Source organism: Hoeflea algicola, assembly GCF_026619415.1.
Taxonomy (GTDB): Bacteria; Pseudomonadota; Alphaproteobacteria; order Rhizobiales; family Rhizobiaceae; genus Hoeflea; species Hoeflea algicola.
This window is the reverse complement of the sequence record NZ_JAOVZR010000001.1, coordinates 2,522,406-2,538,168: the sequence shown is the minus strand read 5'-3', so window position 1 is coordinate 2,538,168 and position 15,763 is coordinate 2,522,406. Positions and strand designations below refer to the sequence as shown.

16 protein-coding genes are annotated in these 15,763 nt (G+C 58.2%); 8 read left to right on the top strand and 8 right to left on the bottom strand.

From position 1 onward, the window contains the following. Positions 1 to 99: 99 nt before the first annotated feature. The 4 genes from OEG84_RS12445 (at position 100) to OEG84_RS12430 (ending at position 3,734) form a co-directional block, all read left to right on the top strand. Positions 100 to 1,074, top strand: coding sequence for a ketopantoate reductase family protein (locus OEG84_RS12445; RefSeq protein ID WP_267654066.1), 975 nt, complete (start codon positions 100 to 102; stop codon positions 1,072 to 1,074). An 84-nt stretch (positions 1,075 to 1,158) separates the two neighbouring features. After that, positions 1,159 to 1,968, top strand: coding sequence for a 2-keto-4-pentenoate hydratase (locus OEG84_RS12440; RefSeq protein WP_267654065.1), 810 nt, complete (start codon positions 1,159 to 1,161; stop codon positions 1,966 to 1,968). Between the two features lie 63 nt (positions 1,969 to 2,031). Further along, entirely contained in the window at positions 2,032 to 2,781 is a 750-nt protein-coding gene (locus OEG84_RS12435; RefSeq protein ID WP_267654064.1) for an electron transfer flavoprotein subunit beta/FixA family protein, read from the top strand. Positions 2,782 to 2,804: 23 nt separating this feature from the next. After that, a complete protein-coding gene (locus OEG84_RS12430; protein ID WP_267654063.1) occupies positions 2,805 to 3,734 on the top strand; it encodes an electron transfer flavoprotein subunit alpha/FixB family protein in 930 nt (309 codons plus the stop codon). 277 nt (positions 3,735 to 4,011) lie between these two features. Here the strand turns inward: OEG84_RS12430 and OEG84_RS12425 are convergent, their stop codons facing one another. The 3 genes from OEG84_RS12425 to tcuA all read right to left on the bottom strand — a co-directional run bounded on the left by OEG84_RS12425 (position 4,012) and on the right by tcuA (position 7,217). Beyond that, positions 4,012 to 4,995: an NAD-dependent epimerase/dehydratase family protein gene (locus OEG84_RS12425; RefSeq protein ID WP_267654062.1), complete on the bottom strand. Its 984-nt coding sequence runs from the start codon at positions 4,993 to 4,995 to the stop codon at positions 4,012 to 4,014. A gap of 50 nt (positions 4,996 to 5,045) precedes the next feature. Continuing rightward, positions 5,046 to 5,654 carry a glutathione S-transferase N-terminal domain-containing protein gene (locus OEG84_RS12420; RefSeq protein WP_267654061.1) on the bottom strand — a complete coding sequence of 203 codons (609 nt, stop codon included), beginning with the start codon at positions 5,652 to 5,654 and terminating at the stop codon, positions 5,046 to 5,048. A gap of 81 nt (positions 5,655 to 5,735) precedes the next feature. Further along, the gene (gene tcuA / locus OEG84_RS12415; protein WP_425602846.1) at positions 5,736 to 7,217 is read right to left on the bottom strand and encodes an FAD-dependent tricarballylate dehydrogenase TcuA; all 1,482 of its coding nucleotides are present in this window, start codon (positions 7,215 to 7,217) and stop codon (positions 5,736 to 5,738) included. Between the two features lie 205 nt (positions 7,218 to 7,422). Here tcuA and OEG84_RS12410 point away from each other — a divergent pair, with 205 nt between their 5' ends. Then, a complete protein-coding gene (locus OEG84_RS12410) occupies positions 7,423 to 8,370 on the top strand; it encodes an NAD-dependent epimerase/dehydratase family protein (protein ID WP_267654059.1) in 948 nt (315 codons plus the stop codon). Between the two features lie 501 nt (positions 8,371 to 8,871). Here OEG84_RS12410 and OEG84_RS12405 read toward each other — a convergent pair. The 4 genes from OEG84_RS12405 to OEG84_RS12390 form a co-directional block, all read right to left on the bottom strand. Then, entirely contained in the window at positions 8,872 to 9,078 is a 207-nt protein-coding gene (locus tag OEG84_RS12405) for a hypothetical protein (RefSeq protein WP_267654058.1), read from the bottom strand. Positions 9,079 to 9,250: 172 nt separating this feature from the next. Further along, positions 9,251 to 9,418 carry a hypothetical protein gene (locus OEG84_RS12400; RefSeq protein ID WP_267654057.1) on the bottom strand — a complete coding sequence of 56 codons (168 nt, stop codon included), beginning with the start codon at positions 9,416 to 9,418 and terminating at the stop codon, positions 9,251 to 9,253. 137 nt (positions 9,419 to 9,555) lie between these two features. After that, entirely contained in the window at positions 9,556 to 10,092 is a 537-nt protein-coding gene (locus tag OEG84_RS12395) for a hypothetical protein (protein ID WP_267654056.1), read from the bottom strand. A gap of 570 nt (positions 10,093 to 10,662) precedes the next feature. Then, a complete protein-coding gene (locus OEG84_RS12390; RefSeq protein ID WP_267654055.1) occupies positions 10,663 to 11,511 on the bottom strand; it encodes a bifunctional allantoicase/(S)-ureidoglycine aminohydrolase in 849 nt (282 codons plus the stop codon). A gap of 307 nt (positions 11,512 to 11,818) precedes the next feature. Here OEG84_RS12390 and OEG84_RS12385 point away from each other — a divergent pair, with 307 nt between their 5' ends. Further along, positions 11,819 to 12,949, top strand: coding sequence for a fumarylacetoacetate hydrolase family protein (locus OEG84_RS12385; protein ID WP_267654054.1), 1,131 nt, complete (start codon positions 11,819 to 11,821; stop codon positions 12,947 to 12,949). Here the strand turns inward: OEG84_RS12385 and OEG84_RS12380 are convergent. Beyond that, positions 12,944 to 13,993 carry a LysR family transcriptional regulator gene (locus tag OEG84_RS12380; protein WP_267654053.1) on the bottom strand — a complete coding sequence of 350 codons (1,050 nt, stop codon included), beginning with the start codon at positions 13,991 to 13,993 and terminating at the stop codon, positions 12,944 to 12,946. The genes OEG84_RS12385 and OEG84_RS12380 overlap by 6 nt on opposite strands. A gap of 106 nt (positions 13,994 to 14,099) precedes the next feature. Between OEG84_RS12380 and OEG84_RS12375 the strand changes: the two genes are divergently transcribed. Both OEG84_RS12375 and OEG84_RS12370 read left to right on the top strand, forming a co-directional pair. Next, positions 14,100 to 14,966, top strand: a complete 867-nt coding sequence (locus OEG84_RS12375; RefSeq protein ID WP_267654052.1) for an ABC transporter permease — start codon at positions 14,100 to 14,102, stop codon at positions 14,964 to 14,966. Then, positions 14,966 to 15,751, top strand: coding sequence for an ABC transporter permease (locus OEG84_RS12370; protein ID WP_267654051.1), 786 nt, complete (start codon positions 14,966 to 14,968; stop codon positions 15,749 to 15,751). The genes OEG84_RS12375 and OEG84_RS12370 overlap by 1 nt, the downstream gene beginning before the upstream one ends. The last annotated feature ends 12 nt before the right edge of the window (positions 15,752 to 15,763 follow it).

The window sequence follows — 15,763 nt, the reverse complement described above, 5'->3', positions numbered from 1 at the left end:
AATCAAATCGGCCTGCGGCGCTGTCCGCAGGTCACCTGATTCTGAATGCAGGTTGAATCTGGGCTTCGCGGCGGAGCGTGAATGAGGTTGGGGTATAACATGCAGGTGGATTACAAGCCCAGGGTCGTTGTCCTAGGCGCCGGGGCGATGGGCTGCCTTTTCGGTGGACACCTTAAATCCAGCGGACTGGATGTTTGGCTGGTCGATGACTATGCGGCGCATATCGCAGCAATTAACGACAACGGTCTGCGCATGACAGGAGACTGGGGCGAAAAAGTCGTGGAGATTTCTGCAACCACCGATGCCTCGGTTATCGAGGGCGCCGATGTGGTGCTGGTGCAATGCAAGGGGATGCAAACTGCGCAGGCAGTTTCGAAGGCGCGCCACTTATTTTACGAGGGTGGTGCTGTTGCCATCAGCTTTCAAAATGGGTTGGGCAATGAAGAGGTGATTTCGGACATTGTCGGTGCCGAAAATGTGCTCGGAGGCCTCGCTGTTCCAAGTGCGCTGCTGCTCGAGCCAGGGGTTATCCTTTGCTACAACGATATGCACCTGCCATCCTATATCGGTGAAATGGGCGGTGGGGTTTCCGACCGCACAAACCAGATTGCGGCTGCTTTCTCGAAATCTGCACTCAACGTAACGGCAAGTGCCGATATCCGGCGCGAGATGTGGACCAAGTTATTGGGCAATATCGGTTTGGGCGCGCTTTCGGGCGTTACCGATCTCACCCAGCACCAGATTATGAGTGATGCCGGTTTTCGCACCGTGGTCCTGCGCTCCATCGACGAGGCAATGGCCGTGGCCAAAGCTTCCGGAGTAGCCCTTACTATCGAGGATCGAGACTCGATCCTCGCCATGCTGACCGGCAGGGAAGGTGGCGGCGACACCAAGTCGTCCATCCGCATGGACCTCGAGCGGCACCGCAAAACCGAGATTGATCATATTTACGGCCCGGTAATCGAATCAGGACGCAAGTTTGGCGTCCATACTCCCACTCTCGATACGCTCTCGGCCATCATCAAAGGCATGGAAACACGTTATCTGAACGGCACTATTCCCTCCGTTTCGTGAAAGCAGACCGGGTTCGTCCATCCATTTAAGCAGGTCACGCAGAGGCTTGTGTGAGCCGGTTACCAAAAGCACAGAGGTGTCACAATGACGATTACATCCAGCAGACGAAGTGTACTCAGTTCGCTGGCCGACCGCCTGGTTCGTGCCTGGAACGAAGGCGATGTTATCGATCCGCCCGCTCCCGAGGTTTTTCCGGCCAATCGCTCGGAAGCCTATGTGGTACAGGACATGATGGCGGCCGCGCTTGAGGATCTGACAATAGGCTGGAAGATCGGCGCGTCAAGCGTCGAAATGCAAAAGCGGGAAGGACATGACGGCATCATCGCCGGGCGTCTCTTCAAGTCACGCGCCTGCTTCGAACCCGATGGTTTACTCGATGCCGGTATCTTCGGCGGCGCCAGGATCGAAGCGGAGTTCGCGCTCAGGCTGCTGCAGGATCTTCCCGCCGGCGCAGCGAAACTCCCTCGGAACGCGTTGCTAGACCGCGTCGCTTTCCATCCTGCAATCGAAGTCATCGGCAATCGATACCCGAAGAATGGCACCTTCAAAGGCGGAACGCTTCCGGCAATAGCCGACAATGGCGGAGGTGTTGGGATCGTCGTCGGCGCCGAAGTCGCCGGTTGGCAGGATGTGGATTTTCTGCTGCATCCGATCTCGCTGCAGATCAATGACACCGACGTCGGGCAGAATCTTGCCAGTGAATTGCGTGCTGATCCGATCGAGGCCTTGCGCGATCTCTGCGATCAGCTCGACCAGAGAGACATCACGCTGAAGGCCGGTGATATTGTCTCGACGGGTGGTTCCACGGTGCCGGTGCCGATTGCTCCGGGAGATCGTATCATCGCCGATTTCGGGTCCCTGGGATCGGTCCGGTTCTCGCTCAAGGCACTGTAAGGCGTTTTGGCCTTGGCTGCTTGCTGGGGTAGCCCCTAACTTTTCCGGAGAGGTGACACGCTCATGAAGATTCTCGTGCCGATCAAGCGGGTTGTTGACTACAACGTCAAGATCCGGGTCAAGCCCGATGGCAGCGGCGTCGATCTCGCCAATGTCAAAATGTCGATGAATCCGTTTGACGAGATCGCGGTGGAAGAGGCGTTGCGGCTCAGGGAAGCCGGCAAGGCGAGCGAAGTGATCGTCGTCTCGATCGGCCCGGCCAAGGCCGAGGAAACGCTGCGCACCGGACTGGCCATGGGCGCTGACCGGGCAATCCTGGTCGAGGTCGAAGGCACGGTTGAACCGCTGTCGGTTGCCAAGATTCTCAAGGGCATTGTCGGCGAGGAAAACCCCGACATGGTCATTCTCGGTAAGCAGGCGATCGATGACGACGCCAACCAGACCGGCCAGATGCTGTCGGCATTGCTCGGCTGGAGCCAGGCCACATTCGCTTCCAAGGTCGAAATCGGCGACGGATCGGCCAACGTCACCCGCGAAGTCGATGGCGGCCTGCAGACCATCTCAGTCAAGCTGCCGGCCATTGTTACCACCGATTTGCGTCTCAACGAGCCGCGCTATGCTTCCTTGCCCAACATCATGAAGGCCAAGAAGAAGCCGCTCGACAAGAAAACTGCCGCCGATTACGGCGTCGACACCGCGCCACGGCTCGAGGTGATCAAGACCGAAGAGCCAGGCGGCCGCAAGGCCGGCGTCAAGGTCGGCTCAGTGGCCGAACTGGTCGACAAGCTCAAGAACGAAGCAGGCGTGCTGTAAGCGCGGGAAAGGAAGAGATTATCATGGCCATTCTCATTATTGCCGAACACGATCACGCCTCGCTGTCCGACCAGACCGCCAAGGCCGTCAGTGCCGCCACCCAGATCGGTGGCGACGTCCATGTCCTGGTTGCAGGCAAGGATGCCAAGGCAGCAGCCGATGCCGCCGCCAAGCTCGATGGCGTATCCAAGGTGCTGCACGCCGAGGGTGACGAATATGCCAACCGGCTTGCCGAACCGCTGGCAGCGCTGGCTGTTTCGCTTGCCGGCGACTACGACACGCTGATGGCACCCGCCACCACGTCGGGCAAGAACGTCATGCCCCGGATCGCAGCACTTCTCGATGTCATGCAGATTTCCGACATCATTGAGGTTATTTCGGCTGACACCTTCAAGCGGCCGATCTATGCCGGCAACGCGCTGCAGACCGTGCGCTCGACCGATGCCAAGCGTGTCATCACCGTGCGCACCGCCTCCTTCTCCGCCGCTGGCGAAGGCGGATCGGCTTCGGTTGAAAGCATCAGCGCTGCGGGTGATCCCGGCCTGTCATCCTTCGTCAAGGATGCGATTGCCACCAGCGACCGCCCCGAGCTGACGTCGGCGAAGATCATCATTTCCGGTGGTCGCGCGCTTGGCTCCTCGGAGAAGTTCCAGAGCGTCATCCTTCCCGTGGCTGACAAACTTGGTGCCGCTGTTGGTGCGTCGCGCGCAGCTGTTGATGCGGGCTATGCCCCCAACGACTGGCAGGTCGGCCAGACCGGCAAGGTTGTTGCGCCTGATCTCTACATTGCCTGCGGTATTTCCGGTGCCATCCAGCACCTGGCCGGCATGAAGGATTCCAAGGTTATTGTTGCCATCAACAAGGACGAGGAAGCGCCGATCTTCCAGGTCGCCGACTACGGCCTGGTTGCCGATCTGTTCGAGGCTCTGCCCGAACTTGAAAAGGCGCTGTGAAACTTATCGCCCAGTTTCTCATCATCTTAGCCCGCGCTGGCTCCGGTGCCGCTGTTATCGTCTTTCGAGCCCGGGCGGTTGAGTCTGGTTTGCCCTTGGCAGCAGGATGGTGCATCGGGGATATCTGGCCAGCTTGATGATCTGCGCTCCGGACAGTCTGCGTTGGTCGCCAAAACGAAAAATCAGCGGCGCATGCAGGAGGCAAGCCTCACAATCATAGGGTCGGCCCGCATAAGCCGGCAAAGCCGCGGCAGGCCAACCCTGATGTGTGATCACGCTATCGCTTGCGACCGATCTTCTCCGGGTTAGCGCGCATCCATTCGGCAAAAGCGCGAACGCCTTTCTCGAGCGGGTACTGGCTGACAAAACCCGTATCCTCTGCCAGACGGGTCCCTGAAAGCGGCCCGCGCATGGGGTTGTAGGTTGTCCATGGCTCGGTGCCCGGCCCCACGGTGATCTGCGCGCCGGGCACGGCGTCGCGAATGGCATCGACCACGGCAAACGTATTCCAGTTCTGGCCATTGCCCAGATGGTAGACGTGATGATTGAGGCTGGCCGCATCGACGGCTGCGAGTAACCCGCTGGCCACATCATCGACATAGGTGAAACTGGCTTCGAAATCGCCGCCAGATGGCTCGTTAATCGGCAGTCCGAGTATCGCTTCGCGCAGCAATGAAACGATCGGTCCGCGCGGCAGATCACGGCTGAGTGGAACCAGCGGCGGGCCATATATGAACGAGATCCGGATGCTTGCCGCCGACAAGCCGTAGTCATGACGATACATCCGTGTCATGAGTTCGCCCGAATGCTTGGTTGCGCTGTAGACGCTTAGCGGAGAAACATCCGCATCCTCGAGCAGGGGTTTGGCGAAATCCGTTTCCGTCTGGAACACGGACCCCGTGCTGACATTGACAAAACGCTTCCAGCCCTGCCGCCGCGCCACTTCAAGCAAGGCTGCGGTCGCTCCGATATTGGTCTGGACAGTCTGCCAGGGTGCGGCAACCGCAAGCTTCTGGTTGGGAACCGCGCCAGAATGAATGCAGCGGTCGATGTCATGTTCAGCGGCAATTGCAGCAATCTGGAAGGGGTCCGTGAGATCGCAGGCAACCCATTTAACGGACGAGCCGGATTCGGCTATCAGATTGGCTGGAACGCGCGACGGGTCACGCACCAGCGCCACCACATCCCGCCCTGTGGCGGCTGCCATCTTAACAATGGTGCTGCCGACGTGGCCGTTTCCACCGGTAATTAGCAAACTCATTGGCATTCCCTCATGTCTAAATCTTCTCGGTTAATCAGGGTTGGTGGAAGTTACCGCCTCAGGTGTGGGGGGAGCGTTGCAGTCATCGACTCTCTGGCCGAGAATGTCTCGTACCACCGGGAGAGCGCCGGTCTTCCGTTTCGCCATTGATCGCCACCAAACCGGAAGTCCAGATAGCCGAGCATGACGCCAACTGAAATCTTGCCGATGTCGATATCGCCTTCCAGCCGAGTTTCGTTGTGCTCAAGGAGATCGAGACTACGGGCAATTACGCCCCGCTGCCGCGCGATCCACTCGTCAGATCGCTTGCTGTCGTCGCGCCGGGATTCGTGGAGCCGGAGAACGGCGGCGTCACAGACGCCGTCCGCCAGAGCTTGATTGCAAAGCACGGTCCATCTGCCTGCTCCAGGGGCTGGAAACAGATGGCCCGCAGCCAGCGAATTGAGATATTCGCAAATGACCGGGGAGTCGTAGATCACCGAGCCGTCGTCGGTGACGAATGCGGGCACTTTTCCCAGCGGATTGATGCCGACATACGGTGTCTCGGGCTCCCATACATCGACCGGGATCCGTTCAATTCTCGCCACGAGGTCCAGCTCGATGGCGAGAACAGAAATCTTGCGGACGAATGGACTGGCGGGTGAATAGAATAGCTTCATCAAACGATACCTTGCCTACATTCATTGCGTCGGCGGTTGTGGGGGTGTCGTCAGGCTCCACAACCGCCTAAACGTCTGGTCTCATTCGCCGGGTTTTGCCGCCGAATGCCCCGCCAGGCGTCCGAACACCGCGCCTGACATCAATCCGGTTCCACCAGGGTAATTGAAGAAGAACAGCCCGCCCATCATTTCCCCGGCGGTATACAGGCCAGGGATCGGGTTGAGGTCCGTATCCATCACCTGCATGTTTTTCGGATCGACCCGCAGGCCACCGAAGGTAAATGTAATGCCGCAGCCAACCTGATAGGCCTCAAACGGCCCCTCGTCGATTCTATTGGCCCAGTTGGTCTTGTTGACCGGCAACCCGGATGTGGATTTCCCGTCCTTGATGTTTGCATCAAACTTGGTGACGGTATCCACCGATTCATTGTATTTATTGATTTCCTTCAAAGCATTGGCTTGATCAACGCCTTCCAGTTTAGCACACAATTCCTCGAGGGTATTGGCGGTCACCTTCGTCACATTCCGGGTTCTGTACTCGTCGCGCAGCAGGTGAACCACCTTGCTGTCGAAAATCTGCCAGGCCAATTGTCCCGGTTGCTCCAGAATGGCGCGGCCGTATTTGGCATAGGTGTAATTGCGGAAATCCAGCCCTTCATCCACGAACCGCTCGCCCTTGGCGTTGACCATGATTCCGAAGGGGTAGGAGTGCTTCTGAAATCCGTCGCCGACGGCGAGATCACCGAATTCGGGGGCATTGAAGTCCCAGCCGACGGCGTGACAGCCTGACCAGTTGCCGGATGTGGAAGCGCCGATATCGATCGCCATGCGAATTCCGTCGCCGGTGTTGAACCGGGTGCCACGGACCTTTGCCAGTTCCCACCCGGCCCCGAGATAGCGCGATCGCCATTCGGTATTGGATTGAAACCCACCGCAGGCCAGCACCACGCTTTTTGCGTGGATGTCTTCGTAGGCGCCATTGTGTTTGACCCGCACGCCGCGAACGGCATCACCATCGTAAATCAGCGAAACCGCGCGCGTTGCATAGCGAATTTCAATGCCTCTTTTGCCGGCGATTTCAGTCTGGCGGTCAACCAGACCCGGGCCGCCGCCCCAGGCTTCAACGGTCAACCCGCCCCAGAACTTGAACCGGCCGTTGGATTTGAAGGCTTGGCGTCCATAGATAGGCACAAATCGAATGCCCAGTTCCTGGAACCAGCGCATTGTCTCGAATGATTTTGTCACGAGAGTTTCGCACAAATCCGGGTCTGTCCGGAAATTCGTGACGCGAAACATGTCGTCGAAAAACTGGGATTCATCATAGCTGCCGAAGTCGGTGGTGGCGATTTCATCCGCTGAAAGATCTGGCATGACGGCGCGAAGATCATCCAGCCCACGATAGGCAAATCTGATTGCCCCGGCCGTGAACCGCGAATTTCCACCATCTTCATCTTTTGGCGCCCGTTCCAGCATAAGCACCGACGCCCCATTTTCCTGGGCAGATAGCGCGGCAGAAAACGCCGCATTACCCGCACCTACAACAACCACATCCCAGTTTGGCAAGAGATTCACTCCTCAAGATTCATATCGAACACAATAGTACACGATTGTATTCTAACATCAACCATGGCATGCACGTACTGGAAATTCCGGTAAAAAGGCCGGTCGGAAATGGTGTAGATCGATACAAATTGGTGTTTGCGCGCGCATTCGGGCGTGGGACAGTCGGGTTCAGGACGGTCGATCAGATTAAAAGAGGAGCAGGAAATTGAAAGTACTTGTAACGGGTGGCGCGGGCTTCATCGGGAGCGCGGTAGCGCGTACACTGGCGTCTCGTGGGGATCAGGTTCTCGCCGTCGACATCGGCCCGCCGTCCAGGCGACTGGACGCGGGGCTTGCCGCATCAGCGAAACTGGAGTTTGCGACGGGTGATCTGACCGAATGGGCACAGATCGCTCAACTCATCAAGGCATTCTCGCCTGATGCGATTGTCCACTGCGCGGCGATCGTCGGTGTGCTGAATTCCGTCTCGGCGCCGTTCGCAACGATGCGGGTCAACGTCGAAGGGTCGCTTAATTTGATCGAAGCCATGCGCCTGTTTGATATTCGACGCATGGTGCATATCTCAACCGAGGAGATTTACGGTCCCTTCGACAGTGACATGATCAACGAAGATCATCCGGCTCGCCCGGTAAAGCCCTACGGAATTTCGAAATATGCGGTAGAACAACTGGCCCGGGACTATGTCCGCACCTATGGGCTCGATATCCAGCATGTTCGTACATGCTGGGTTTACGGTCCCGGTCTGCCGCGACCGCGGGTTCCGAAAATCCTGATCGATGCGATTATCGAAAAGCGTTCGCTCCACATGAATGGTGGCGGCGATTTCCGGGTCGATCATATATATGTTGATGATTGCGTCGACGGAATCCTCAAGGTGCTTGATCACCAGGATCATCGCCATGATGCCTATAACATTGCCACGGGCATAGCGCCGTCAATTGGCGAGATCGTCGCCACCCTCAAAACCCTGGAGCCGAGCGCCGACATATCAATTGCTGAGGGCGATTATGAATTCACCAAAGGTGTGTCCCCGGTAAAAAAAGGCGCGCTGGACATTAGCCGCGCTCGCCAGGAACTTGGCTACGCACCACGCTTCACGCTGAAGGCAGGGCTGGGTGCCTACCTGGACTGGAGACGGTCGAACCCGGTATGAAAACCGGGTCAGTGTCCATTTCGATTGATTCATGCGCTTACAGCGTTCTTCACGTCCACAATTGGACGTGCGGCGCTGTAAGTGTTTGCGATCCTTTTGGGCGGTCGCATCCGATCTATCTAGTGATACGGAACTTCAAAAAAGGCGGACGGAATCCCAGGGAATGGCCTGCAGCAAGAAACCAGTCCGCAACTATGTTTGGGGAGTGCTTAAACACGTGACACTATCTGAAACCCGCATGGGCCGGGACGGGTACACAGAGTTCATGACACTCTCCGGAAATGCCGACGATCTGGCTTGTAGCGCGGCGGCAAGTTGCAAGTCTCTGTACAATCCTGCCCCCGCAACCAAATCCAACAAACAACCAAGCCAACGCCCCCGCATGGTTCAGCTCAGCTCAGCTCAGCGCGGCGTTCTGCGTTCCAGATACGAAGCCTTTTCCATACCTGGGTGGGCGGGATACAAACATCACTCCTTAAGCTACGTCTTTTCTCTACGGTTTTAATCGTCGCGTTGGTTCAGCAAAACGCTGATTACCAGTTCCCGTCCCACCCTGTTGATGCCGACGCCACGAGGTCGGCGTTCGGCAAGCCCCAGTGCAATCAGACGCTCGGCCATGGCTGGCTGAAGTGCGGTGTAGGGGCCGCGGTTCAGGCGCTTGAGCGCAGTCTGCTCACTTTCGTCCAAATCGGCCCAGGTGATCGCCACGGTTCTTCCTCCATTGGTTGCGTTTGAAGATGGGTTCCAACATGAACGAGGATCATATTTTCTTCAAATCGATAATTGGTACCGCGCCGGCTATGGGGAGGGATCTTGTCGGATTTGAGCGTCAAGGACGGGATCGGATGCCGGTTTGTTTCTGTGGTTCCTGAAACTCCTGTCACTGCGGCGGCATCGATAATGTCAGAGGATGGACAAGGCGCGATCTGGCCTGAATCGCCAAACCTTCAGGATAGCGCGATCCCAGATCGGCGATATCGTCTGGATGCTTAACGTAATCCGGCGTGATCACGCTGTGACCTGGAAGCCAGTCGAGGTCTTCGCTCACAAAATCGGTGGCGCATCCGAAAAAGTAAAATCTGCTCACTCTCCGCAAGATAGGGATGTAGCGTCTCTGTAGAGCTGGAATGCGCAGGAATTTTTCCGTAGCCTGAGCAAATCGATCCCCGGTAAACTCATTTCGGTTCAAGCGGCGTCAGGAGGGCCTTCGCCCCGCCCTATGGCGTCCTCATGGCGTTTGGATAGTTGACGCAAGTCATCGAAGCGCGACGCGATATAGCGTGCCAATTTCTCAGTTGCGGATATCCGCGGGCGTTCTTCTATACGCAATATGCCCAGCGTCCGTTTTGGTTGCAGGATTTCCCCGGTCCGCACGATTACCTCGCAGCCTTTGCGGTGGGCATAGCGCACCGGATGGGGAGGCATTGTGGGGACGTCGCCACTGATGGCGATCTTGTGCGCCTGAGATCTGTGCCATTGTCCGGCTATTGACGGCGGTCGCAATTGCTGTGTCCTGAAGGAACGCTGATTTTGAAAGTGCCTGGATTGATGCCAGGGATAATTTCGAAGTACCCACCATTTCCCTTTCAGCCCCGGTTTGATCGCCGACATGATCTTGCGGCTGCGAGGGCTCTTCAATTGAGGACAGATTTTGATCAGTTTTGTCGCAAGGATGTCCCGGTGCGGCACCAGCCGGATGGATTCAGGCTGGGGTTCGGTCATCGATTCTTAGCCTTGCATGCAGTGCATAGCTGCACTGCAACATAAACCGTTTGCATCTGCGAGAAATCGAGTATGTTGTCCTCATCGAAGCAATGCACCTCCTCCCGCAGAGCTTCGTGTCTTAGAAGACCCACTCCTCCTCCCAGGGTCTTCTAAAAGGAATTGCGACATCCTCCTCCCGTCGCATTCCGTTATTCGAAAAGCCTGCCGCACCTCCTCCCGCGGCAGGCTTTTTGTTTTCTGGAGTATCCGGTGATCAGGCAAAATCACCTTGATGCAGACAAGATCCAATAAAATCAAAGAGATAGAGCGTCCCCTGTGCGCCCGAACGGATGCTCGGCGCTGCAGCCCGCACCAGGCGTGCAGCGGAGGTCGTGCTTCGGTCACCATTGGCAATGGGCGGCAATGGGCGGCGTCTGGTCGGATTCGGCGGCCCGCAAAGCCGGTGTATGGCTGCAGGACACGATATTGGTGCGGCGCACAATTGCCATGCGTAAAACTCATGCTCGTTGGGCGCCGGACTGATTTTTTGCCAGACGCGGACGGCATGCGGCCCGCGCTATCGGCGTTTCAGCGCCCGTAGCCGCGCAGATTGGCGTGTCGGTTCACATCCTTGTAGAGAAGATAGCGGAACCTGCCGGGGCCGCCGGCGTAACAGGCCTGAGGGCAGAACGCGCGAAGCCACATGTAGTCGCCGGCTTCGACCTCGACCCAGTCACGGTTGAGCTTGTAGACCGCCTTGCCCTCCAGCACATAAAGCCCGTGCTCCATCACGTGGGTCTCCTCAAACGGAATCAGCCCGCCGGGCTCGAAGGTGACGATGGTGACATGCATGTCATGGCGCAGGTCGGTCGGGTCGACAAAGCGGGTTGTGGCCCAGGTGCCATTGGTGTCGGGCATGACGGTGGGGGCGATGTCGGTCTCATTGAGAAACAGCGGGTCGGGTTTGGCGATGCCGTCAACGGCTTCATAAGCCTTGCGGATCCAGTGGAAGCGCGCATGGGCGGCGCCATTATTGACCGTCGTCCAGTTGCAGCCGGCGGGGAGGTAGGCGTAGCCGCCTGGCGCCAATGTGTGCGAGGCGCCATCCACAAACACGGTGAATTCACCTTCCACGGCAAAAAGCACCGCTTGCGCCGATGCGTCGGGCTCTGGCGCGTGGGAGCCGCCACCGGGGGCCACCTCCATGATGTAGTGGGAAAATGTCTCGGCAAATCCCGACATTGGCCGGGCAATAATCCAGAGCCGCGTATCATCCCAGCTGGGCAGGTAGGATGTGACAATGTCGCTCATCACGCCCTTCGGAATGACGGCATAGGCCTCGGTAAACACCGCCCGGCCGGTCATCAGTTCGGTCTGGGCGGGCAATCCGCCATGGGGTGCGTAATAGGATCGATCCGGGTTGGAACACTTTGTCATGGTATTCTCTCTCTAAGGCGAAACAGCACGATTTGCCCGGGCCGTTTCAGGCCCGCTACGGCGGCGCAGTCGCCGCTCTTGTCATGTTGGTGCCGATCTAGCTTTTCCATCTGTTCCTCATATTATCATTATAGGGGGATAGAAAAATTGGATTATCAAAAAGAATTGGAAAGTTTGTCCGGAGAAGCAGGGCTTCCACCGACCCGGCCTTTGGGCATGGCAGATAGAGATTCGAAATTCACCTCAAAGGACGGAGGTGTGGATATCCGCGCACCGCAGACAAGGCCTGAAATTTCTGGAGCATGACATGAACAATCTCGATCAAAATGGCACCTATCTGGGCCGCATCTGGACTGCCGAGGCGGCCGGTCCGTCGGTGGTCACAATCCGTGCGGGGCGCGTTTTCGATGTCACGTCAAAACAGGTGCCACTGGTGCGCGACATCTGCGAAATGGATGACCCTGCCGGATATGTCAGCAATGCGCCTGGCCGGGACGTCGGTGGACTTGAGCAGCTGTTATCGGCGCCGACGGGGAATACCCACCTGCTGGCGCCCTGCGATCTGCAGGCCGTCAAGGCTTGCGGAGTAACCTTCGCTCGCTCGATGGTCGAGCGGGTGATCGAGGAGCGTGCCGCCGGTGATCCCGACAAGGCCGAGGCCATTCGCAACCGCGTCGCATCGGCCATCGGTGACAGCTTGCGCAACATTGTTCCGGGGTCGCCAGAGGCGAGCAAGGTCAAGCAGACGCTGATCGCCGAAGGGCTCTGGAGCCAATATCTGGAGGTCGGGATCGGTCCCGATGCGGAGGTGTTTTCGAAAGCCCAAACGCTGTCATCGGTGGGCTATGGCGCCGAGATCGGACTGCACCCGTCGTCAAGCTGGAACAATCCCGAGCCGGAAGTGGTGCTTGCGGTCTCGTCTCGCGGCAAAATCGTCGGCGCTGGGTTGGGCAATGATGTCAATCTGCGTGACATCGAGGGCCGCTCAGCGCTGCTGTTGTCGAAGGCCAAGGATAATAACGGCTCCTGTTCGATCGGGCCTTTTATTCGCCTGTTCGATGAAGGTTTTAAGCTTGATGACGTGCGCGTCGCGGAACTTGCGCTCACTGTCGAGGGGACCGACGGCTTTGTGCTGCGCGGGCATTCCTCAATGTCGGAGATCAGCCGGGACCCTGAAGATCTCGTCGCACAGACCATCGGCCGGCATCACCAGTATCCGGACGGGCTGATGCTGTTTCTGGGAACCCTGTTTGCACCGACCGAAGATCGCGACACGCCGGGCGCCGGGTTCACCCACAAGATCGGTGATGTGGTCACCATCGCATCTGAAGGGCTGGGTGAGTTGCGAAATACCGTTGCGCTCAGCACCGATTGCCCGGAATGGAATTTTGGCGTGCGGGCGCTGATGACGAATTTGAGCGCCAGAGGTCTGCTATGAAAACGCGGCGGTCGTGCTGAAGCCAAGGCGAGTGATCGCCGAGGCACAAGATCGGCGACGCTGGAGCGTTCCCGGTGCCTGGGGCTCAGCTGTAGATGCGTTGATCCATCGGCGTGGTGTCGATCTGGTTGATGAGGCCGGCAAGAAGGGCTGCCTCGGCGCGGTTGGGCTTGGCATGCGGGTTCCAGACGACATGCACGTCGATCGCCGGCGGCGTTTCGTAGGGGGCAACCGCCATAGCCGTCCCCGCTCCACGTCTTCGCGCACCACATGCAATGGCAGCGGGCCGATGCCGAGGCCGGCGATGATCATGCGCCGCACTTCTTCGAGGTTGGGGGAGGTGCCGACAATGCGGGAATCAAGCTGGGCTTCGGCGCGCATTTGCGCGACCGGGCGCAACGCATCATCCATCTGGTCGGTTATGAAACTCACCGAGGAATGACCGGCCAGATCGGCGATGGTAATCCCCTCGCGGCCAAAAAGCGGGTGGGACGGGCCACAGAACAACCCGAAATACTCGCGGAACAGCCGTCGGTATTCCAGTTGCGGGCTGCGGTCCATGACAAGGCAAATGGCCAGTGAAGCGCGGCGGGCGGCGACAGCGGTCAAGGCGCTCCGGCTGGCCATGGCCTCTATCGACAAGGTCGCGCGCGGGTGGGCACCATGAAACCGGTTCAGCGTGTTATCGAACAGCGGGCTGACCACGTGGCTCGCCATGACGATGCGGACATGGCCGGTGATCTCGTCCTCTACATCCCTGATGACGGTGCCCAGGCGCAGGATGGCACTGTGGATGTCGATTGCCTCATCATAAAGAAGCCGGCCGGCGGCTGTGAGTTCGAAGCGCCCCGGCTTGCGGTTGATCAGCCGCTTGCCGAGCCGGTCTTCGAGCCGCTTGAGCGCGCTCGAGACGGTCGGCTGCTTCAGTGACAATCTTTCGGCGGCATCGGTGACCGAACGGGAATCGGCCAGGACAAGGAATGTCCGAAGCAAATTCCAGTCGAGATCGCGGGCCAATCGTTCCGGTGGAGTCAGGCTATTCATAGAGTATTGATATCATCTATGGTTGGGATATCAATTATCAATTTGATCAATGCGCTATCCTTTCGCATCATGGATCCCACAAGAAGCGCCGGGGAGCGCCGGGAACATGAGCATCGAACAACGCGAGGCACGGCAGCCGTGGATCTTGCTGACGCCGGCACTGACGGCGGTCGGGCTTTTGCTGATCGTGCCGTTGATGTTTATCGTGGTCTATTCGTTCTGGCTCAAGAGCGCGGCGGGCGCCGATACGTCGGGCCTGTTTCTCGACAACTGGAAAGAGGCGCTGACCGACCGGTTTTACCGAGACATCCTGCTCAATACGCTCAAGATTTCCGCCATTACCACGCTCGCCTGTGCGGTGCTTGGCTATCCGGCAGCCTATTTCATCGCCCGTTCGAGAGGCAACAAGTTGATCCTCTTGGTGTTGCTGATGCTGCCGTTCTGGATCAGCTACATCATCCGCACGATGAGCTGGATCAATATTCTCGGTATCTCCGGGGCGCTCAATTCGGCGCTTGTGTGGCTTGGTCTGATCAGCGAGCCGGTACAGATGCTCTACAACGAGACCACGGTGATCCTCGGGCTGGTGCATTTTCTGCTGCCGTTCATGGTGCTCAATATTTATGTCAGCCTCGATGGTATCGACACCAATCTCGAGGACGCGGCCTTATCGCTCGGGGCAACCCGCTGGCAGGGGTTCCTGCAGGTGACACTGCCCTTGTCGATGCCGGGACTGGCCGCCGGTGGGCTGTTGTGTTTCGTGCTGTCTGCCGGCACCTACATCACGCCGGTGATCCTCGGCGGGCCGCGCGACGCGATGTTTGCCAACCTGGTTTATGAGGCGATCATCAAGCAGCTCAACTGGCCGCTCGGTTCGGCGCTGTCGCTGCTGCTGTTGGTCGTGCTTGGCGTGCTGGTTCTCATCTACAACCGCTATCTCGGCATGGCGCAACTGGCGAAGGGGCTTGGCTGATGGGCTGGCGTCTGATCCGCATCTACACGATCCTGGTCTATCTGTTCATGTTCCTGCCGATCGCGGTAGTGGTGCTGCTGTCGTTTAACGCCAACCAGTTCGGCAGCTTTCCCATGACCGGCCTGTCGACCCGCTGGTTTGAAGCCTTGTGGAACAATGATGCGATCATGCGGGCGTTTCGCACCTCGATCACACTGGGGCTGATGACAGCCGTCATCTCCACCGTGCTCGGTGTGCTCGCAAGCCTGGCGCTGGTGCGCTACAAAATACCGGGCCGCAATCTGATCACCACCTTGCTGATCGCGCCTATCCTTGTGCCCGAAGTGGTGCTGGCGGTGGCGCTGCTGCTGTTTTTGAACTTCCTCAATATTGGCAAGAGCTTCACGCTGCTGCTGCTGGGGCATGTCATCTTCACGCTGCCCTTCGTCATTCTGGTGGTGCAGGCGCGGCTGGTCAGCATCCGGCGCGATGTCGAGGAAGCTGCGCTCAGCCTTGGCGCCTCGCCAATGCAGACGTTCTTTTCGGTCACATTGCCGTTGCTGATGCCGGCAGTCGCTGCCGGCGGACTGTTTGCCTTCACCATCAGCTTTGACGACATCACCGGAACCCTGTTCTGGAAGCCGGGCGGCATCGAAACAGTGCCGACGCAGATTTTCTCGATGCTTCGCAATTCGATCTCTCCGGAGATCAACGCTCTTGGCACGGTCATCATCGTGCTGACCGTGGGGCTGCCGCTGATTGGAGCGGCGATCGCCCGAAGACTTGCAACAAAAAGCGGCGGATAAACCGCCCACTGA